Origin of the sequence: Luteibacter sp., from assembly GCF_036500425.1 — a bacterium.
GTDB lineage: Bacteria > Pseudomonadota > Gammaproteobacteria > Xanthomonadales > Rhodanobacteraceae > Luteibacter.
Genome location: NZ_DASYCB010000025.1, coordinates 1 through 18,908, shown reverse-complemented (window position 1 = coordinate 18,908; position 18,908 = coordinate 1). Strand labels below are relative to the sequence as shown.

At 65.8% G+C, this 18,908-nt stretch carries 21 protein-coding genes and 1 other RNA gene; 16 read left to right on the top strand and 6 right to left on the bottom strand.

Annotated features, from left to right (window positions below; translation table 11 throughout):
* Positions 1 to 5: 5 nt before the first annotated feature.
* A complete protein-coding gene (locus tag VGN46_RS06350; RefSeq protein ID WP_331641832.1) occupies positions 6 to 572 on the bottom strand; it encodes a UPF0149 family protein in 567 nt (188 codons plus the stop codon).
* 115 nt (positions 573 to 687) lie between these two features.
* On the opposite strand from VGN46_RS06350, the gene VGN46_RS06345 reads away from it, so the two are divergent.
* From VGN46_RS06345 to VGN46_RS06295, 11 genes are all read left to right on the top strand, one after another.
* Positions 688 to 912, top strand: a complete 225-nt coding sequence (locus VGN46_RS06345) for a TIGR02449 family protein (RefSeq protein ID WP_139984971.1) — start codon at positions 688 to 690, stop codon at positions 910 to 912.
* An 8-nt stretch (positions 913 to 920) separates the two neighbouring features.
* Complete coding sequence (locus VGN46_RS06340; RefSeq protein WP_331641828.1) at positions 921 to 1,229, top strand: cell division protein ZapA; 309 nt, start codon at positions 921 to 923, stop codon at positions 1,227 to 1,229.
* 7 nt (positions 1,230 to 1,236) lie between these two features.
* A non-coding RNA gene (gene ssrS / locus VGN46_RS06335) (6S RNA) lies at positions 1,237 to 1,420 on the top strand.
* A gap of 108 nt (positions 1,421 to 1,528) precedes the next feature.
* Complete coding sequence (locus VGN46_RS06330) at positions 1,529 to 2,140, top strand: 5-formyltetrahydrofolate cyclo-ligase (RefSeq protein ID WP_331641826.1); 612 nt, start codon at positions 1,529 to 1,531, stop codon at positions 2,138 to 2,140.
* Entirely contained in the window at positions 2,137 to 2,595 is a 459-nt protein-coding gene (locus VGN46_RS06325) for an EVE domain-containing protein (RefSeq protein WP_331641824.1), read from the top strand. The genes VGN46_RS06330 and VGN46_RS06325 overlap by 4 nt, the downstream gene beginning before the upstream one ends.
* Positions 2,592 to 3,245 (top strand): ribose-5-phosphate isomerase RpiA, encoded by a 654-nt coding sequence (gene rpiA / locus VGN46_RS06320; protein ID WP_331641822.1) that lies wholly within the window; start codon positions 2,592 to 2,594, stop codon positions 3,243 to 3,245. Before VGN46_RS06325 ends, rpiA begins: the two co-directional genes overlap by 4 nt.
* 157 nt (positions 3,246 to 3,402) lie before the next feature.
* Positions 3,403 to 4,851 (top strand): DNA recombination protein RmuC, encoded by a 1,449-nt coding sequence (locus VGN46_RS06315; RefSeq protein ID WP_331641820.1) that lies wholly within the window; start codon positions 3,403 to 3,405, stop codon positions 4,849 to 4,851.
* A gap of 167 nt (positions 4,852 to 5,018) precedes the next feature.
* Entirely contained in the window at positions 5,019 to 5,615 is a 597-nt protein-coding gene (folE, locus tag VGN46_RS06310) for a GTP cyclohydrolase I FolE (protein WP_331641818.1), read from the top strand.
* 2 nt (positions 5,616 to 5,617) lie between these two features.
* Positions 5,618 to 6,928 (top strand): hypothetical protein, encoded by a 1,311-nt coding sequence (locus VGN46_RS06305; protein WP_331641816.1) that lies wholly within the window; start codon positions 5,618 to 5,620, stop codon positions 6,926 to 6,928.
* Complete coding sequence (locus VGN46_RS06300; RefSeq protein ID WP_331641814.1) at positions 6,921 to 7,640, top strand: hypothetical protein; 720 nt, start codon at positions 6,921 to 6,923, stop codon at positions 7,638 to 7,640. Before VGN46_RS06305 ends, VGN46_RS06300 begins: the two co-directional genes overlap by 8 nt.
* On the top strand, positions 7,633 to 10,425 hold the full coding sequence (locus VGN46_RS06295; RefSeq protein WP_331641811.1) for an AAA family ATPase: 2,793 nt from the start codon (positions 7,633 to 7,635) through the stop codon (positions 10,423 to 10,425). The genes VGN46_RS06300 and VGN46_RS06295 overlap by 8 nt, the downstream gene beginning before the upstream one ends.
* 148 nt (positions 10,426 to 10,573) lie before the next feature.
* On the opposite strand, the gene VGN46_RS06290 is transcribed toward VGN46_RS06295, so the two are convergent.
* Positions 10,574 to 11,083: a hypothetical protein gene (locus tag VGN46_RS06290; RefSeq protein WP_331641809.1), complete on the bottom strand. Its 510-nt coding sequence runs from the start codon at positions 11,081 to 11,083 to the stop codon at positions 10,574 to 10,576.
* Positions 11,084 to 11,264: 181 nt separating this feature from the next.
* Positions 11,265 to 12,221 carry a cysteine synthase A gene (gene cysK / locus VGN46_RS06285; RefSeq protein ID WP_331641807.1) on the bottom strand — a complete coding sequence of 319 codons (957 nt, stop codon included), beginning with the start codon at positions 12,219 to 12,221 and terminating at the stop codon, positions 11,265 to 11,267.
* A gap of 78 nt (positions 12,222 to 12,299) precedes the next feature.
* Between cysK and VGN46_RS06280 the strand changes: the two genes are divergently transcribed.
* The 4 genes from VGN46_RS06280 to VGN46_RS06265 all read left to right on the top strand — a co-directional run bounded on the left by VGN46_RS06280 (position 12,300) and on the right by VGN46_RS06265 (position 16,586).
* Positions 12,300 to 12,647, top strand: coding sequence for a hypothetical protein (locus tag VGN46_RS06280; RefSeq protein ID WP_331641805.1), 348 nt, complete (start codon positions 12,300 to 12,302; stop codon positions 12,645 to 12,647).
* Between the two features lie 58 nt (positions 12,648 to 12,705).
* A complete protein-coding gene (locus VGN46_RS06275) occupies positions 12,706 to 13,893 on the top strand; it encodes a cation:proton antiporter (protein ID WP_331641804.1) in 1,188 nt (395 codons plus the stop codon).
* On the top strand, positions 13,886 to 15,145 hold the full coding sequence (locus tag VGN46_RS06270; protein WP_414675229.1) for a TCR/Tet family MFS transporter: 1,260 nt from the start codon (positions 13,886 to 13,888) through the stop codon (positions 15,143 to 15,145). Before VGN46_RS06275 ends, VGN46_RS06270 begins: the two co-directional genes overlap by 8 nt.
* Before the next feature lie 73 nt (positions 15,146 to 15,218).
* Complete coding sequence (locus VGN46_RS06265) at positions 15,219 to 16,586, top strand: GGDEF domain-containing protein (protein ID WP_331641802.1); 1,368 nt, start codon at positions 15,219 to 15,221, stop codon at positions 16,584 to 16,586.
* A gap of 76 nt (positions 16,587 to 16,662) precedes the next feature.
* Here VGN46_RS06265 and VGN46_RS06260 read toward each other — a convergent pair whose 3' ends face one another.
* Together VGN46_RS06260 and VGN46_RS06255 are read right to left on the bottom strand one after the other, a co-directional pair.
* Positions 16,663 to 17,358: a VIT family protein gene (locus VGN46_RS06260; protein WP_331641799.1), complete on the bottom strand. Its 696-nt coding sequence runs from the start codon at positions 17,356 to 17,358 to the stop codon at positions 16,663 to 16,665.
* On the bottom strand, positions 17,355 to 17,957 hold the full coding sequence (locus VGN46_RS06255) for an FUSC family protein (protein WP_331641797.1): 603 nt from the start codon (positions 17,955 to 17,957) through the stop codon (positions 17,355 to 17,357). Before VGN46_RS06255 ends, VGN46_RS06260 begins: the two co-directional genes overlap by 4 nt.
* Before the next feature lie 101 nt (positions 17,958 to 18,058).
* On the opposite strand from VGN46_RS06255, the gene VGN46_RS06250 reads away from it, so the two are divergent.
* On the top strand, positions 18,059 to 18,568 hold the full coding sequence (locus tag VGN46_RS06250; RefSeq protein ID WP_331641795.1) for a DUF1993 domain-containing protein: 510 nt from the start codon (positions 18,059 to 18,061) through the stop codon (positions 18,566 to 18,568).
* Between the two features lie 114 nt (positions 18,569 to 18,682).
* On the opposite strand, the gene VGN46_RS06245 is transcribed toward VGN46_RS06250, so the two are convergent.
* Positions 18,683 to 18,908: DUF933 domain-containing protein (locus VGN46_RS06245; protein WP_331641793.1), on the bottom strand; the 226-nt coding region annotated here is incomplete at its 5' end.

The following is an 18,908-nucleotide window of genomic DNA, read 5'->3' as shown; positions in this document are numbered from 1 at the left end:
CGCGATCAATGCAGGGTATCGCTGGCCGGTTCCTGGCGCGGGGCCATTTCAGCATGCAGCGTCAGCGCGCCTACGCGTACGTATTCTTCGAGTTCGACCAGGGAGTCTTCATCGCCTTCTACATCTTCGTCCAGGGTGACTTCCGTGGACGCGATGGTGGCCATGTCACGGAGAATTTCCCGGGCGTCTTCACTCAGGCGCCTGGCCGCTTCCGGCGAGCCGCCGAGGCCGAAGCCACCGAGGAAACCGCGTGACCAGTCGGCCAGGCCTTCGACGCGCTGGTGCAGCGGCGACTCACCATCGGGGACCCACGGCATGAAGCTGAGATCGGTATCCGCCAGCCATTCTTCGGTCTGGTGGCGCAGGCGCACCAGCATGGCGCTCTCATCGGCGGTAAGTGCCGGATCGGGCTCGAGCTTTAGCGCATCCAGCACGTCACCGGCCGGAAATGTGCCACCGGCACTGATGTAGCCCACCAACGAGCCATGGAACTCACTGATGGTGGTGGCCAGGTTGCAGCGCCCGATGAGTTCGGCGATGTCTTCGGGATCGACGGTCTGGTTGGCCGACATGGCGGCTACTCCTTAAGGATCGGCTTTAAGTCTAATGCACCCGGCCAGCAGGGTCGTGGACGAATTACCCTCGACGGCCTGCTGACAAGCCACGAAGCCCTGTTATAGTCCGCGCATGACGAACCCGGATGCCTTCAAGACCGAATTGGAAGCCCTGAGCGCCACGCTCGACCGGCTCGTCGATACCGTCCGTCGCCTGACGGAGGAAAACCGCAGCCTGCGTCACAGCCAGGAACAGCTGGCGAATGAGCGTTCAAGCCTCATGGCGCGCAACGAGCAGGCTCGCAGCCGCGTCGAAGCCATGATCCAGCGCCTGAAGGCGCTCGAAAACACGGGTTGAATCCAAGCATGAACACACCTGCCCACGAACCCGTCTCCCTTCGGCTCCTCGACCGTGAATTCCACATCGCCTGCGCGCCTGAAGAGCGTGAAGGTCTCGTGGCAGCGGCGCGTTTCCTGGATGACAAGATGCGTGAACTGAAATCCAGCGCCAAAGTGCCGGGTTTCGACCGTATCGCCGTCCTGGCCGCGGTCAGCATCGCCCATGAGCTGCTTACGTTACGTGGGCAGCACAACACCCAGGAACAATCCCTGACCGATGGGCTGGCCGCTCTTCGCAAAAAACTTGATGGTCTGCTCGACGCATCGGTAAAATAGCAGCGGGCGTTCCCTGCGGTGCTCGCCAGCGCACTTTACATTTGCCTTGTTCCTACATACGACCCCGGGTCGGCCTTACACGGTTGTTGTGCATGTCCGCCTTCGTACGGAAAGCCTCGAGACCGTGTGGCTCTCCCACCTGATCCTTTGGATCAAGGTCGTTTGGTGCGCAGCGGCATCGCGGAGAACGCCTCTTTCTTTTGCCGGCCGGCCCCACCCGGGGCCGGTCAGCGCCTTGCCCGCGGCACCGGGCGTGGCGGCTCGGGGGCGCCCAGACCGTGCCGTTCGGCTGAACGACCATGTCAAAGCTCCCCGAGAGACGTGAACTGCGGGCCGATCTTGTCCAGCGCCGCCGCGAGCTGAAGCCCGCCGAGCGGGTCGCTGCGGCCGCAGGCCTGCGCCGTTCGCTGGAACAGCTCCCCGAATACCTGACCGACAAGCACGTGGCTGGCTACTGGGCTACCGGCGGCGAGTTGCCGCTGAACGTGGCCATCGGGCCGCTGGCCGAGCGCGGCCAGACCTTCTACCTGCCGATCGTGACCAAGACAGCCGGGAAGAAGCGCCTTACCTTCGCCCCGTGGACCACCGGCGAGGATGTGGACACGAACGAGCTTGGCATTCCCGAACCGAAGGCGGCGCAGCACATCATCGAGGCCGACAAGCTCGACCTGGTGCTGGTACCGCTGCTGGGCTTCGACCGCAAGGGCAACCGCCTGGGTTTCGGCGGCGGCTACTACGACCGTAGCTTCGAGTTCCTCCGCGACAAGGCGCGCCCGGCACAACCCTTGCTGGTGGGCGTGGGCTACGCGTTCCAGGAGCTGGACGACATCCAGACCGCCGAGTGGGATATCAAGCTCGACTACATCGCGACGGATAAAGAACTGATCGACTGCACGGGTGGCGCCGAATGAAATACTGGCTCATGAAGTCCGAGCCGGACGCGTTTTCCATCGATGACCTGGAACGCAAGGGTGTCGAGGCATGGGATGGCGTACGTAACTACCAGGCGAGGAACTTCATGCGAGATGGCATGAGGGTCGGTGACAAGATTTTCTTCTATCACTCGAATACCGATGTCCCGGGCATCGTCGGCATCGCCACCGTCGCCTCGCCGGCGTACCCCGATGAAAGCCAGTTCAACCCGAAGTCGAAGTACTACGACGAAAAGGCAAAGCGCGAAGAACCGCGCTGGATGCTGGTCGATGTGAAATTCGAGCGGAAGTTCAAGCGCACCATTTCGCTGGACGAAATGAAAAATCTCGACGCACTGGCGGAGATGCCGCTGGTACGCAAGGGAAACCGCCTTTCCGTCATGCCGGTCGCCAAACACGACTGGGATGTCATCCTGAAGCTGGAAAAAGCATGAGCCAGGACAACGAGAAGCGCCTCGCCGCCGAAACCGCCGCGTTCAAGTATGTCGGCAACGGTCCCAAGGGCCGCATCATCGGCGTAGGCACCGGGTCCACGGTGAATTTTTTCATCGATGAGTTGCCGCAGTATCGCGACTTCATCAAGGCCTGCGTTTCCAGCTCGGAAGCCTCCAGCGATCGCCTGCGCAAGCTCGGCTTCGACGTGCTCGACCTGAATGCTGCCGGCCGCCTCGACCTGTACATCGATGGCGCCGACGAGTGCGACAGGAACAAGTGCCTGATCAAGGGCGGCGGTGCTGCACTCACCCGCGAGAAGATCGTTGCCGCGGCGTCGGATAAGTTCGTCTGCATTATCGATGCCACCAAGCAGGTCGAGGTGCTGGGCACGTTCCCGCTGCCGATCGAAGTGATCCCGATGGCGCGCAGCCTGGTGGCCCGTGAGATCACGGCCATGGGCGGCACGCCCGTGTGGCGCGATGGCGTCACCACGGATAACGGCAACTGGATCATCGATGTGCATCACTGGCGCATCAGCGACCCGGTCGCCCTTGAGGCGCAGCTCAACCAGATCACCGGCATCGTCTGCGTCGGCCTGTTCGCCAAACGCCCCGCCGATGTCGTCATCGTGGGCAATCGCGAGATCTGAGATCCCCGACGCGGACGCTATCTTGTGGCATCGCGCTTACGCGTGGTCGTCACATCCCGCACCGGCAGATCCCCCTGTAGGAGCGCGCTTGCGCGCGATGGGTGCTTGCCGCAACCCCGATCGCGCGCAAGCGCGCTCCTACAGGTAATCTCTCGTCATGAATCTGGAAACGATCCTTCTTATCGCCCTTCTCCTGGTGGGCCTGGCTTGCCTCGGGCTGCTGCTCACCCTGCTCTCGCGCGGCAAGCGCGATGACGGCAGTGCCACCCGGCTCGACGCCCTGCGCGACGACACCCGCCGCCTCGAGGGCGTGCTGCGCGATGAACAGCGCGCTGGCCGTGGCGAACTCGGCGAGAGCTTCGGCCAGTTCCGCGGCCATGTGCAGGACCAGTTGCAAGCGGCCGCCACCCAACAGCACGAGCGCATCGATGGCTTCGGCCGCCGCCTTGACCAGCTCACCGAGCGCACCGACCTCGGCCTGCAGTCCCTGCGCCAGGGCATGGCTGATGACGCCCGCAAGACCCGCGAAGAGTCATCCCTCACCCTCAAGCACTTCGGCGAACTGCTCGACCAGCGTTTCACCGCGCTGAGCGCCGACAGCGAGAAACGCATGGGCGACATGCGCGGCACACTGGAAACCCGGCTCGCCGCGATCCAGCAGGACAACGCGGCCAAGCTGGAACAGATGCGCGCCACCGTCGACGAGAAGCTGCAGTCCACGCTGGAAACCCGGCTTGGCCAGTCGTTCCAGCTGGTTTCCGAGCGCCTTGAGGCCGTGCAGCGCGGGCTTGGCGAGATGCAGGCGCTTGCCGCCGGTGTCGGCGACCTCAAGCGCGTGCTCACCAACGTGAAGACCCGCGGCACGTTCGGCGAAGTGCAGCTGGGCGCCTTGCTCGAACAAATCCTCGTCGCGGAGCAGTACGACTCCAACGTGGCCACGGTGCCCGGCTCGGCCGAGCGCGTGGAGTTCGCCATCCGCTTGCCTGGCGCAGAGGATGGCGCACCGGTCTGGCTGCCGATCGACGCCAAGTACCCGATCGAGGACTACCAGCGCCTGCTCGATGCCCAGGATGCCGCCGATGCCGAAGGCGTTATCAGCGCCGGCAAGGCCCTGGAACTGCGCGTGCGCGAAGAGGCGAAGCGCATCCGGACCAAGTACGTGGCTCCGCCGCATACCACCGATTTCGCGATCCTGTTCCTCCCGACCGAAGGCCTGTACGCCGAGGTGATCCGCCGCCCGGGCCTGTCGGACCAGTTGCAGCGCGACCACCGGGTCACCGTGGCCGGCCCGACCACCCTGACCGCCCTGCTCAACAGCCTGCAGATGGGCTTCCGCACCCTGGCGATCGAGAAGCGCTCGTCCGAGGTCTGGCAGGTGCTGGGCGCGGTGAAGTCCGAGTTCGGCAAGTTCGGCGTGGTGCTGGAAAAAACCCGCAAACAGCTCGATACCGTGCGCAACAGCATTGATAGCGCGGGGATTCGCACCCGGGCCATCGAGCGCAAGCTGCGCGGGGTGGAGACCCTGGGCGGGGACGAATCGCAGCGGCTGCTCGACATGCCGCCTGGGCTGGATGAGGGTGAGCCTGAAAGCGAATCCGAGGAATGAGGCGCCCGGGGTCGCGCGCAAGCGCGCTCCTACAGGGCCTGCGCAGGTCTTCTGTAGGAGCGCGCTTGCGCGCGATGCCCCCGGGGCCGCGACCCCGGTCATGGCCCGGCCACCCTCCCCCCGCGCTACAATGACGGTTTGCTTACGTGCCCGAGGAACCCACCCCGATGAGCGACGACGCCAAGTCCCGCCCGGTCACCCGCGAGCAGGCTGAAGAGGCCGTTCGTACCCTGCTGCTGTGGTCGGGCGAAGACCCGACCCGCGAGGGCCTGCTCGACACGCCCAAGCGCGTGGTCAAAGCCTACTCCGACTGGTTCAAGGGCTACGACGAGGACCCGGCCGAGTACCTGCGCCGCACCTTCAAGGAAGTGGAAGGCTACGACGAGATGATCGTGCTGCGCGATATCGAGTTCGAGAGCCATTGCGAGCACCACATGGCGCCGATCATCGGTCGTGCGCATGTCGGTTACGTACCCACCGATCGCGTCGTCGGCATCAGCAAGCTGGCCCGCGTGGTCGATGGTTTCGCCCGCCGCTTCCAGGTGCAGGAAAAGCTCACCGCGCAGATCGCACATTGCATCGAAGACACCTTGCGTCCGCGTGGTGTCGGCGTCGTCATCGATGCCAGCCATGAATGCATGACCACGCGCGGCGTGCACAAGCGCGGCGTCTCCATGGTCACCAGCCAGATGCTGGGCAGTTTCCGCGAAGATCCGCGTACACGGGGCGAATTCCTCCGCTTCGTCGGCGTCGACCGTCGCTGACCTTGAACGGGCCAGCTGATACCTCCGTCCACGACGAACGCCTGCAGGATCTCTTCCGCGACGGCATCGTCGCGGAGGACCTCCCCGCCGTTTTCCCGCTGCTGCGCGGCCGTAGCCTGCTGCGTACGTTTTCCGCGCTGTTCCACGGCAGCGAAGCGCAGGTGTTGTTGCGTCTGCTGGTGCTGCGCACGCTAGGTGCGCGCACACATGCCACGGAGTGGGCGCCGCAGGAAATCCGTGATCACCTCGCCTTCGTCGATCCGGTCAAACTCGAAACCGTCGTCCAGCGCCTGAAAGACCATGATCTGCTGGTCTACGACGCAGAGACCCTGCGTTATCGCGTAGGCCCGATGGGCCGCAAAGCGCTCGGTGCGCTGGCGACGATGCTCGAGTTCGAGAACGACGATGACGACGGGCTTGGCTACCTCACGGCACAGCTGGCCGCCGGCCAGGCCGTGGGCCGCGTCTCGGCCGATGAACTCGGCCATCTGCTATCGCGCCTGACCGAGCTGAAGGAAGACTTCGACCGCGCCGTGCTTTCCGGCTCCGAGCATCGCATCCGCCGTGCCGCCGATCGGCTGGACTCGGTGTGGACGTGGGTCGAGAAAGGCACCGAGATCGTCGCCGCGATCACCGAGGCCGAGGAACTGGAGCCGGTCGCGCACCGCCTGGCCCAGGCCGTGGGTCGCGCCCAAAGCGGCTTGCTGCGCCAGGCCGGCGTATTCCAGCGCGAACTCAACAAGATCGACCAGCACCGCGTGCACCTCGGTCGTACCGGCCTTTCGTCTTCTGACCTGGTTGGCTGGCTGCGCGCGCAGGATATCGACACCCTGGCTTCGTTCGAGGAAGGCCAGCTTTCGCTACCGTTGCCGGCGCCGTTCCTGCATGACCAGATCGCGCTGGATGTCGCCGAATACGAGCTGCTCGAACGCGAGCGCCTTGCCGCTGAAGTCACGACCTTGCCCGGTGCCGAGGAACCGCCCGATACGGCGGACCTGCCGATGGGCGAAGAAGACCTGCGCTACCTCGAGGACTGGCATGCCGAGCTGGCCGCCATCGTCGCGCCGCGCGAACTGGCCGAGACGTTGATCGGCCATGACTATGCGCTGTCGGCGTATCGCCTCTCGCTGCTCGGCCTGCTCGGCGACCCCGAATCCGCGGCGCTGGAAGGTGGCACCGCCGACCTCGCCCGCCTGCCACTCGCGCTCGAGATCGAGCCCGTGCTGATTGACCCCGACTTGCCCCAGATCGCGCTTGTGAGCGCCGGCCGCCTACGCCCGCGCACCACCGCGAAGGACACCTCCGATGCATGATGAAACCGCCAGCCTGGTGACCCGCCTGCTCGCGCAACGCTGGTTGCCGCGCGACGACGTGCAGGCACGCAAGGCCTTGCTCGACGAAGCCTTCCGCGAAGACCTCGACCGCCGCCTTGAAGCGGTCGGCCTCGAGCTGCGCGAACACCCCTACGCCGCCTACATCGGGCTGGCCGTCGCCCGCCGCAGCGAACGCGCGGTGTTCGGCGGCAGCGATAGCTGGATCTCCAACACCATGCAGCTGGATCGCGATGGCGTCGCGCTGCTCGTGGTGATCTGGGCGCTGATCGTGCTACCCAAGCGCCAGCGCCAGGTCGAGCGCCAGGAGGTCGAGGCCGCCGCGTCGCAGTCGCAGATGTTTGCCGAAGAAAAGCCCATTCCGCGCGACCCGACGATTTCGCCGGTGATCGCCGAGCGCACGCTGCTTGCTGACTTCGCCGAAAAATTGGGTGGCAAAACCCGGGTCAACTTCAACCTCGGTACGCTCAACCGCCTCGGTTTCATCGTACGTCGCAAGGGCGAAGTAGCGGAAGGCCCCTTGCTCGACCTCGCCTTCGACTACGAACGCACTGCGCGACGCATCCTGGATGGCGCACTGGGCGACCTGCTCGCCGATGCCGCGACGCGCGCAGCGAATGCGCCCGCGGATGAAGGTGACGACGAACCGCTCTACGACACCGAAACCGATCCCGAGGCTACCGACGATGTTTGATTTCCGCAGCCTCGAAGTCGTCCACTGGGATTACTGGCAGCGTTTCAGCCTGCCGCTGGATACGAACATCGTCACCGTGGTGGGCCCGAATGGTTCGGGCAAGACCACGCTGCTGGATGCCCTTCGCACCCTGCTCACCATCGACTGCGCGGGTAACCGCGACTACAAGAGCTACCTGCGCCACAACGGCAAGCCGTTCGCCTGGCTGCGCGCTCGCGTGGGCAATATCCCTGGCCCGAACGGCGAGCGGCCGTTCTTCCCGTTGATGGATCGTGAGGTCACCCTCGCCTGCCGGATTCAGAAGAAGGGTGGCGAGTGGACCCGCCAGTACGCCGTGGTCGGCGGCGACGTGACCATTGAAGAGATCGAAGCGCGTAACGACTTCCTCGGTCTGCGTGAGTACCGCGTACGACTGGAAGGCGCTGGCTTGTCGCAAGCGATCCGCCGCGTACTTACGCTGGAACAGGGCGCGACCGACAAACTCTGCCAGCTGCCGCCGAAGGCGTTGCTCGATCTCGTCTTCGACGTGTTCGGCGACAAGGCGGTGCTGGATGACTATCAGCGCGCCCGCAACGAGCAGTCCGAGGCCGACCGCGAACAGCATGGCCTGGAGCACCAGCTTTCGCTGATCGGCGTGAGCCTGCAGGAAGCCGAGGCGCGCGCCCGCTCCTACCAGGAATGGAATGCGCTGAAAGACGAACGCGTGTCGCTGGTCGCCGAGGTGCTCCCGCGTACCGAGTTTGCCGACCTCACCGCCAGCGTGCGCGGCGCCCGCCCCGCACTGAACGGCGTGAAGCACCGCGTCACCGAGCTTGAGCAGCGCGATGCGGAACTCACCCAGCAGTTGGGCGAGCTGGATGCCACCGGTGAGCAGCTGCGCGGCGAGCAACACGAAGCCGATATCGCCCGCCAGGCAACCCAGAAAAGTCTGGACGCCGCCCGCGCTGCCCTCGCGCAGAACGACCTTGTCATCCGCCAGGAAAATCGCCTGCGTGAAATGGTCGCGGCCCAGAACGGCGCTGATCATGAGCGCCTGGCCGACATCGCCCGCGATGCCCGCGCCCGCCTGCACACGCTGCAGAACGAAGAGGCGGGCCTGCGCCAGGAACTCGGGACCCTCACCACCAAGCTCACCGCCTGGCGCAGTGGCCGCCGCTACACACCCGAATTCGAAGCCGGCTTCCGCCGCGCGCTCGATGACGCGGGCATCCGCCACAGCATGCTCAGCGAAATCGTCGAGATCACCCAGCCGCGCTGGCAGCCCGCGGTTGAAGCCGTGCTCGCAGGCTACCGCCACGTGGTGCTGCTCGATGATCCGCGTGATCGCGAGACGGCCTGGAAGCTCGGTGAGTCGATGCGCTACAAGCACTTCGTCGTCGCCGACCGCGCGCCCTCGGAGAAGGCCACCACCGGTTCGCTACATGAAGTGGTGGAGTTCTCCGCCGCTGCGCCCGACTGGCTGCTGCGCAACCTCGATCGCATCCAGCGCGTGGAAGATGTGCCCGAGGGCTCGAAGCTCGGCCGTGACCAGGACTGGATCACGCCGCAGGGTTACTTTCGCGAACGCCGCGGCGGCCGCCACCTTGGCGTGGACGACATGTACTTCGGTGCCTCCGCGCGCGAGCGCCAGCTCCGCGATGGCGAGACCAGGCTGCGCGAGATCGAAGACCGCCTGCGTGCCATCGCCGACGAGCGCAAGACCAGCTCAGCACAGGCCAGCGACGCGGAAAGCATCCTGCGCGGTGCCAATGCCAGCAGCCAGCTGGCCGATCGTGCGGAAGAGTTCAACGAAGCACGCGAACAGCAGCCACGGCTGCAGGAAGATGTGCAGCGCACCGCTGACAGCCACGCCGCTGCCGAGCAGTACTACGAAGGCGTGCGCGAAAAGCGCCTGAAAACCTCGAACAGCCGCGACAACGGCGCGCGTGAGCAGCGCAGCGTGCAGAACCAGCTCGCCGATTCCGTACGCCACTACCACCAGTCGCGCAGCGAACAGGTCGAGCGGCTCAAGGCGTTCCGTGCGAAGCGAAAGCACGTCGCCCTCGCCCATCGCTCACGCGCCGCGATCGCCGCCCTGCGCGAGCGGTTCGAATCCCCGGCCGCCGTGCGCCGTGAAATGGATCGCGTCGAGCGACGCCTGGAAGAAGGCCACTGGGAGCAGGACACCAGCGTGCTGGCACTGCGCGAGAAGCTCGGCGCCGACCATGAGGGCCTGAAGCGCGATCTCGAAAAGCGCCGCCTGCACCTCGAACGCGCCGGTCGCATCACGCACGAAGCCCGTGGCGCCTATATCCATGTGCTGCGCAATACGGTGCGTCGCTACGCCAAGAATCTGAAGATGCTCGCCGAGCTCGCAGGCATCGGCGTCGACGTCGACCTGCCCGAACTCGCCAACGATGACCTCGCGCTCGCGTCGGCCGCGCTACAGGTGCGCTTTGAGTTCGACAAGAAGGGCTGGATCGGCATGGACGACGGCGAAGCCTCCGGCGGCCAGCAGGTCATGAAGTCGCTGCTGCTACTTGTTGCATTGATGCGCGACGAAGATCGCCCCGGCGGCTTCGTGTTCATCGACGAACCGTTCGCCCACCTGGATATCTTCAACATCGACAAGGTCGGGGCATTTCTCAAGAGCACCCGCGCGCAGTACATTCTCACCACACCCGCCACGCATAACGTCAACGTGTTCCAGCCTTCGGAGCTGACGCTGGTGACCAGTAAACGTCGGCCAGGGGCGACCTGGGCGCAACCGCTGGCGGTGCTCCGCCGCCGCGCCGAGGTGGCGTAATGGCCCGGGCGGCTCCTCAGGACGGGGGACTGCCCGATGCGGAGCTGCTGCCTGACGGGCAGTGACATGAACCACCTTGTGCCCGCCCGCCTCGACAAGGCAGTCCAGCGCTCGCGCGGCGTGTAGGAATTCCGCTACGAGAAACGGATCAGTACAACCCGGTCTCGCCTGGAATCGGATTATCCTCACCCGACCCATCCAACGCATCGCCTGAGTCATTGCTAGCACGGTAGCGGGTGGGGTCGTGTTCGTCGTGGTCCAGGTACGCCTGCTGTTTCAGCTGGTACCGGCGCAGCAACCATGCAGCGGCAAGCGCAGCGACCCCGAGGCCCGCGCCTACAGCGATCGAGGCACGCGGGTGGTTGCGCACCTGCTTGCCAGCGCGGCTGGCCATTCTGCTGGCCTGCTTACCGGCGAGAGCCGCAACGCCACTGCCCTGCTGACCGAGGCGCGCCGCAACCTCGCTGGCCTGCTGACCTAGACGGGCGCCTCGATCGCTGACCTGACTGCCGGCGCGTGCCGCCATGACACCCGCATGCCCGGCGTACTGCCGGGCGGCCCCCTTCCACTCAAGGGGGCGGTCGTGGGTCACAGCGCCAGCAAGACGCTGGACGCGACCACTGAGTTCTGCCGTGAGGCTCTTCCGGAATAGGGTCATGGGCGGTGGTCTCCTTAAGGGTGCAGAGGAGTCCACCGTGCCGCCGCTGGCGTGATGATTGCGCGTTGGCGATGTTCCGATCCCGTCACCGGTTCAGGTAACCGGCTGTCTGTAGGAGCGCGCTTGCGGGCGATGGGTACTTGCCGCAACCCCCATCGCGCGCAAGCGCGCTCCTACAAGATCACGAGAGGCTGTTCAGCCAGTCTTCGTCGGTGCCTTCGTTGACGCCTTCGAAGAGGAAGGTGGAAAGGTAGCGCTCGCCGGTGTCGGGGAGCATGGCGAGGATGACGCTGCCTTCGGCGGCGGTCTTCGCGTAGTCCAGGGCGGCCGCCACGGTGGCACCGGCGGAGACGCCGACGAACAGGCCTTCTTCGGCGGCCAGGCGGCGGGCGGTGTCGCGGGCGACCACCTCATCCACCGTGAGATCCTGGTCGAACACTTTGCGGTTCAGCACCGCGGGCACGAAATCCGGGGTCCAGCCCTGGATCTTGTGCGGCGACCACGGCTTGTCCTGGAGCATGGGCGCGGCGGCGGGCTCACAGGCGATGACCTTGACCTCGGGGCGAGCGACCTTCAGCACCTCGCCCACGCCAGTCAGCGTGCCGCCGGTACCCCAGCCTGTCACGAAGGCATCCAGCCGGCGGCCGGCGAAGTCCTGGAGGATTTCCGCCGCGGTGGTCTGGCGGTGGTAAGCCGGGTTGGCCGGGTTCTCGAACTGGCGCGGCAGGAACCAGCCATGCTTCGCGGCGAGTTCCTCGGCCTTGCGGACCATGCCCGTGCCGCGTTCGGCAGCGGGGGTGAGGATGACCTTGGCGCCATAGGCCCGCATCAGCTTGCGGCGTTCGATGGAGAAGGAATCGGCCATGGTCGCTACGAACTTGTAGCCCTTGGCCGCACAGACCATGGCCAGGGCGACGCCGGTATTGCCTGAGGTGGCCTCGATGACCGTATCGCCGGGCTTGAGCAGGCCCTTCTGCTCGGCATCCAGGATGACGGCGATGGCCAGGCGATCCTTGACCGATCCGCCGGGATTGAAGGATTCGACCTTCGCATACAGACTGACGTGCGCGGGGGCGATGTGGGGCAGGCGCACGATCGGCGTGCGGCCGATCGTGTCGAGGATGCTCTCGTAGATCATGGAGGGTTCCCAGGCTGGACGCAGTTCTCCGAGAGTACGCCGCTGCGCGCATACCGACAAACACCGAAGCAGGTATCCATGAATCGACGTTCCCGCGGCCTGCTGGCCACCTTCGCCCTGCTAGCGTACGCCGCCTCAGCCCAGGACTTTCCACGTACGCCGAAAGAATACCTCCAGCGCATGGATACCAATGGCGATGGCAAGGTCGATGAGGCGGAATACGTCCGCTACATGAGCCAGGGCTTCCAGCGCATGGACGTGAATGGCGATGGCGTGATCGATGCGAACGACGGCCCGATGCGTCCGGGGGCACGGCCGATCCACCTCGATGCGTTCCAGCAGAGCCTGATCCACCAGTTCCACAAGCTGGATACGAACAAGGATGGCTACCTCAATGCGCGCGAACTGACCCAGCCACCGCAATAGGCAGGATTGGCGCGGTCACGCGCGTCCGCTACCCTCTGCCGATCCTGGGGAGGGATTGATGAGTACAACCGAACTGTTCCTGATCGCCATGGTGATCATCCTTGGCGTGCCTTATCTCATCTGGCGCGTCTTTCGTACCGACTACTGGGCACCACTGGTGGTGGTGCAGATCCTTACCGGCATCCTGCTCGGCCCGGGCGTGCTGGGCAAAGCCTTTCCGGATTACTACGCCACGGTGTTCTCGGCGCCGGTCATCGGTGCGCTGAACGGCATCGCGTGGTGGGCTGTCATGCTCTTTGTCATGATCGCCGGCATCGAGCTGGATCTTCGTGAGGTCTGGCGGCAGCGCAAGGAGTGCGGCACCACGGCGGCACTGGCGCTGGGTGCGCCGCTGGCGGCGGGTTGCCTTGCCGCGCTCGGCCTCATGGCATGGCGTACTGGCTGGATCGGCGAAGGCACGCAGCCGTGGCAGTTCGTGCTCGGCATCGGCATGTCGTGCGCGGTCACGGCCCTGCCTATCCTGATCCTGCTGATGGAGAAGCTGGATATCCTGCGCGCCCCGCTCGGCCAACGCGTGCTGCGTTACGCCAGCCTCGACGACATCGCGATCTGGGCCGTGCTCGCGATCCTGCTGCTGGACTGGAAGCGTGTCGGCCACCAGGCCGCTTTCCTCGCGATCTTTGCCGCGGCCTCGTGGGCGTTCCGCCTATTGATGGCGCGGCTGAAGGAATCCGATCGTTACTACGTCAGCCTGATCTGGCTGGCCGCCGTGGCCTACGGCGCCGACTGGTGCGGCCTGCATTTCATGGTGGGTGCGTTCCTCGCGGGCGCGATCATGGAACGTGAGTGGTTCAACCTCGAGAAGCTCGATGGGCTGCGCCACAACGTGCTGCTGACCATCATGCCGATCTACTTCCTTTCCACCGGCCTGCGCACGAACTGGAATATCGGTGGTACGGCGGTGTTCGTCGCCGCGGGCGTGCTGCTGGTCGCGTCGGTCGCCGGCAAGCTGGCGGGCGTAGGGCTTGCAGGCAAGATACTGGGCTGGAAGCGTGGCGATGGCTGGCTGATCGGCTGGTTGCTGCAGACCAAGGCGCTGATCATGATCATCTTCGTCAACGTGCTGCTCGACAAGCACATGATCACCAGCGAAACCTTCACCGCCTTGCTGCTGATGGCGGTTGCCAGCACGATGATGACCATCCCGATCGTCGCCCCGCGGCTCAAGGCGCTCGGCTATGTCTGACGGCGAGCACATGCCGCTGGCGCCACCCGTGCGGCGTGCGGCAGTCGCCTTCATCTTCATCACCGTGCTGATCGATATCCTCGCATTCGGCATCATCATCCCGGTGTTGCCGCACCTGATCGAAGCGATGACCGGTGGCGGCGTGAGCAACGCCGCGTGGTGGGTAGGTATCTTCGGCACGGTGTTCGCGGCCGTGCAGTTCTTTTCGTCGCCGATCCAGGGGGCGCTCTCGGATCGGTTCGGCCGGCGCCCGGTCATCCTGCTGTCGAACCTGGGCCTGGGCCTGGATTTCGTGCTGATGGCGCTCGCGCCCTCGCTCTGGCTGCTTTTCGTGGGCCGGATCATCTCCGGCATGACGGCGGCGAGCTTCACCACGGCCAATGCCTACATCGCCGACGTCACCCCGCCGGAGAAGCGCGCTAGCGCGTTCGGCCTGCTCGGAGGCGCGTTCGGCATTGGGTTCATCATCGGGCCGGCGCTGGGCGGCTTCCTCGGCGGGATCGACCTGCGCCTGCCGTTCTGGGTCGCGGCGGGGCTTGCGCTGGCCAACTTCATGTATGGCTTCTTCATCCTGCCCGAGTCGCTGCCACCGGAACGGCGCGCGCCGCGCTTCGAACCGCACACCGCTCACCCACTCGGGGCGCTGCGCCTGCTCCGTTGCAGCCCCACGGTGTTCGGGCTGGCGATCGTCACCTTCCTGTTCTACCTGGCGCACTACGTGCTCCAGACCACCTTCGTGCTCTACGCCGACTATCGCTACCACTGGGGTGCGCAGGCGGTCGGCTTCGTGCTGGCCCTGGTCGGCGCATGCGATGGCTCGGTGCAGGCGTTCCTGACCGGCCGCCTTACGGGCCGGTTTGGCGAGCGCAAGGTGCTGGTGGCGGGCCTGACGTTCGGTACGGTGGCTTTCGCCGTCATGGGCCTGGCGGCCACGGGCTGGGTGTTCCTCATCGCCATTCCGCTCATGGCGCTGTGGGGCCTTTCCGGTCCGCCGATGCAATCGATCATGACCCGCTGCGTCTCGCCGAGCGAGCAAGGTCGGCTGCAGGGGGCGATCACGAGCCTCGGCAGCTTCGCCGGCATCTTCGGTCCGTACCTGTTTGCCCAGATCTTCGCCTTCTCGATCGCCCCCGAACGGGAGGTGCACCTGCCCGGTGTGGCATTCCTCCTGGCGGCCGTGCTGATCGGCGCCGGCGCGGTCGTGGCGGCCCGGGCAACCCGGTGGATGGCACCCGCCCAGGATCCGCCATAAGACAGATCGAAATTGTCAGGTTTCATCGTATGATGCGCGACGTACTTAAGACACTTCACGCGACGGTCGGGGCGTGCGTTTGGACAACCAGCTCTGGGAAAGCAAATACCGCGAGTCCGTTGAGCGGCTCACCCGCGAGGAAGCCCAGTGGCGGGGCGTGGAGTCCGTGCTTCGCCAGCTCGTCGCCAGCCTTACCCGGGCCGCGCATGGCGCGCACGACCAGGTCGATCCGCATATCGAGCGGCTGAGCGCAGCCCTGTCCACCGGCTCAGCCGATGCCATGGTGCTGGAAACCCTTTCCAACAGCCTGCGTGATGCGCTGGAAGGCCTGGCCACCCGGCCGCAGCGCACCCCGGAAGAACGCGCCGTCCCGATCACCCGCCCGCAACGCACGGAGTACGGCTCCTCGGTCCAGGCCTCCCTGCACCGCCTGGTCGACCGGATCGTGGTCCAGCCCAAGCTATCCGAACGGGCCAACGACCTGCGCCGCGACGTGTCCGATGCGGGCGACCTCGTGGGCCTTGCCACCTGCAGCGATCGCCTGGCCGACCTGGTCAACGAGCAGCGCATCGGCATGCAGCGCGAGATCGATGCCCTGCAGGCCGTGCTCCGCCACATGGCGGGCCGGCTCGATGAGCTGACCCAGTACATGGCCCGCGAACTAGCGGACCAGTCCACGGGGGAGGCCAACGGCCAGGCCCTGGATGCCTCGGTGGCGCACGAAATGCGCCTGCTCAGCGAGGGAATCCTTGAGGCCGAGGATACCCACGAGCTGCGCGAGCGGGTCAATGCGAGCCTGGAGACGATCGCCGCATGCTTCCGCGATTTCCGTGATCGCGAAGGTGGCCGGCTGACCGCGTACCGCGACCGCGCCGAGAAGATGCGCCAGCGCGTCGAGCAACTGGAGACCGAGCGCAACGCGCTGCAGCGCTCGCTGGAACGCGAGCACGAGCTGGCCCAGACCGACACGATGATCGGCATGCCGAACCGCCTGGCCTACGAGAAGCGCATCGAAGCCGCGTACGAAAGCTGGCTCACGACGTCGCGCACCCTCTCGATCGCTGCGATCGATATCGATCACTTCAAGAGCATCAACGACACCTACGGCCACACCGCGGGCGACGCGGTGCTGCGCGTGATCGGCCAGGCCCTGCTCAAGCATGTACGGCCAGTCGATTTCGTGGCCCGTTACGGTGGCGAAGAGTTCATCGTGATTTTTGATGGTGCGGATGAAGCCGAATCACTGCAGGTATGTGAACGTCTGCGCGGCAAGATCCAGCACCTGGCGTTCCACGCCAGCCGGCAGCCGGTGCGCGTGACCGCCTCGATCGGGGTTGCCCAGTTCCGTCAGGGCGATACGCCGCAAGCCGTCTTCGAACGCGCCGACCTGGCGCTGTACACCGCCAAGAACGGCGGCCGCAATCGCTGCGTCGCCGGGTAAGAGCATCGCGCGCAAGCGCGCTCCTACAGGGTGTCGACAGGACAGGGTTGTAGGAGCGCGCTTGCGCGCGACGCCCTCACGCGGCGATCCCGAAGATCCGGCCAACCGCCGCGGTGAGCGCCATGGCCGCCGCGCCCCAGAACAGGATGCGTGCCACGCCGCGCCACATGGCGGCGCCTGCGAGCCGGGCTGAGGTTGCGCCGAGTACGCCGAGTGCCGCCAGCGAGACCACCACCGTCACCTTCGCCATGTGCTCGCGCGGCGAGGCCGCCGTAGCGAGGATCGGCACGATCGCGCCCACCGCGAAACTTACCGCCGAGGCGGCCGCCGCCTGCAACGGCCGCGCCGCGGTTGCCGAGGACAGACCCAGCTCATCGCGTGCATGCGCCGCCAGCGCGTCATGCGCCATGAGCTGGTCGGCCACCTTGTGGGCTAGTTCGCGGTCGAGGCCGCGGTGCACGTAGATCTCGGTCAGCTCCTTGTGCTCGCCGTGCGGGTCTTCGCGCAACTCGCGTGATTCCACCGCCAGTTCGGCGCGCTCGCTATCCGCCTGCGAGCTCACGGAAACATATTCGCCCGCGCCCATGGACATCGCGCCGGCGACGAGACCCGCGACGCCAGCGATCATGACGCTCGAGGCACCCGCTTCCGCCGAGGCCACACCCACCAGCAGGCTGGCGGTAGAGAGAATGCCATCGTTGGCGCCCAATACGGCAGCACGCAGCCAGCCCAGACGTTCCAGTCGATGATGTTCGGAATGTTTGCGGCTCAACCCTCGTCCCCTTGTGCCTTTTCTTCCACGTGGTGCTCCAGGCGCGATACCAGCCAGCCTACCGCCAGTGCACACGCCGTACCGCAGACCACTTCACCCAGCCGCCATGCGGCCACTTCCCAGCGCGGCCCGGTGGTCGGCACGAGCAGGACGATCGCCGACGTGATCCCGCCGATGCGCGCCGCCGCCCCGGCATTCGCCGTCCAGCAGGCCACGGTCACCAACGCGAGCGCCAGCGCAAACGAAAGCAGGTCACCCGTCCCACCGACCCATAGGCCGAGCAGCCCGGCCATGCCGCCAAAGATCGTCCCCAGCACGCGATCACGCCCCGCGCCACGGGTGTCCCCGTAGTGCGGCTGGGTCACGGCGACGGCGCTGATCGCGGCCCAGAACGCTTCATCCGGCCGCAGCAGGAAGCCCGCGCCATAGGCCACCAGCGAGGCCAGCACCGCCTTGAAGGCCATGAAGGCACCCACCCGCATGCGCGAGGCCAGCGGTAACCCATGGAACAGCGTGTCGAGAACGCGCTGCGCCCGGCGTACCTGGAAGATCGCCCGGGGGCCGCTCCGCTTCGACCTGGGTGGGTGGGGTTGGCTCATGCCGTTATCGTAGCTTCTCGCGGCGTCGACGGGCCGCCAGCACGCGCGCACAATACGCGCCGCCCCGGCCCACGGCCGATTCACCCACCAAGAGCCTGTCCATGTCCATCACGATGTACCAGATCACCGTCCCCGTCCTCGTCCGCGCCTTGATGAACCTCTCCGGCGTGCTGAAGAAAGGTGCCGATCACGCGAAGGAGCGCAACATCGCTGAAGAGGTGCTGCTCAACACCCGCATCACCCCGGATATGTTCCCGCTGATTCGCCAGGTGCAGATCGCCACTGACATGGCCAAGGGCGCCGGCTACCGCCTGGCCGGCGAAGAAGCGCCGAAGATGGAAGACAACGAAACCACGTTCGAGCAGTTGCAGGCGCGCATCGCCAGCGTCATCGGCATGCTCAATGGCTTCAAGCCGGAGCAGATCGACGGCAGCGAAAACCGCGACATCGTGCTGAAGATGCGCTCAGGCGAGATGCACTTCCAAGGCCAGCCGTACCTGCTCGACTTCGTGCTGCCCAACGTCTATTTCCACTGCACCACCGCCTACGCGATCCTGCGCGGCGTGGGCGTGGTGCTCGGCAAGTCCGATTTCATCGGCAAGCACGACTAAGCCACCCCTGCAGGAGCGCGCTTGCGCGCGATGGGTGCTGGCCGCATCGTGGGTCGCGCGCAAGCGCGCTCCTACAGGAGAACAAAAAAGGCCCGCGGGTAGCGGGCCTTTTGATCAGACGTTGAAGCGGAAGTGGAGTACGTCGCCTTCCTTCACGATGTATTCCTTGCCCTCCAACCTCAGGCGGCCCGCTTCCTTGGCGCCCTGCTCGCCCTTGAACTTGATGTAGTCGTCGTAGGCGACCGTTTCCGCACGGATGAAGCCGCGCTCGAAATCGGTGTGGATGACGCCGGCGGCCTGCGGCGCGGTCGAGCCGGCGCGGACCTGCCAGGCGCGGACT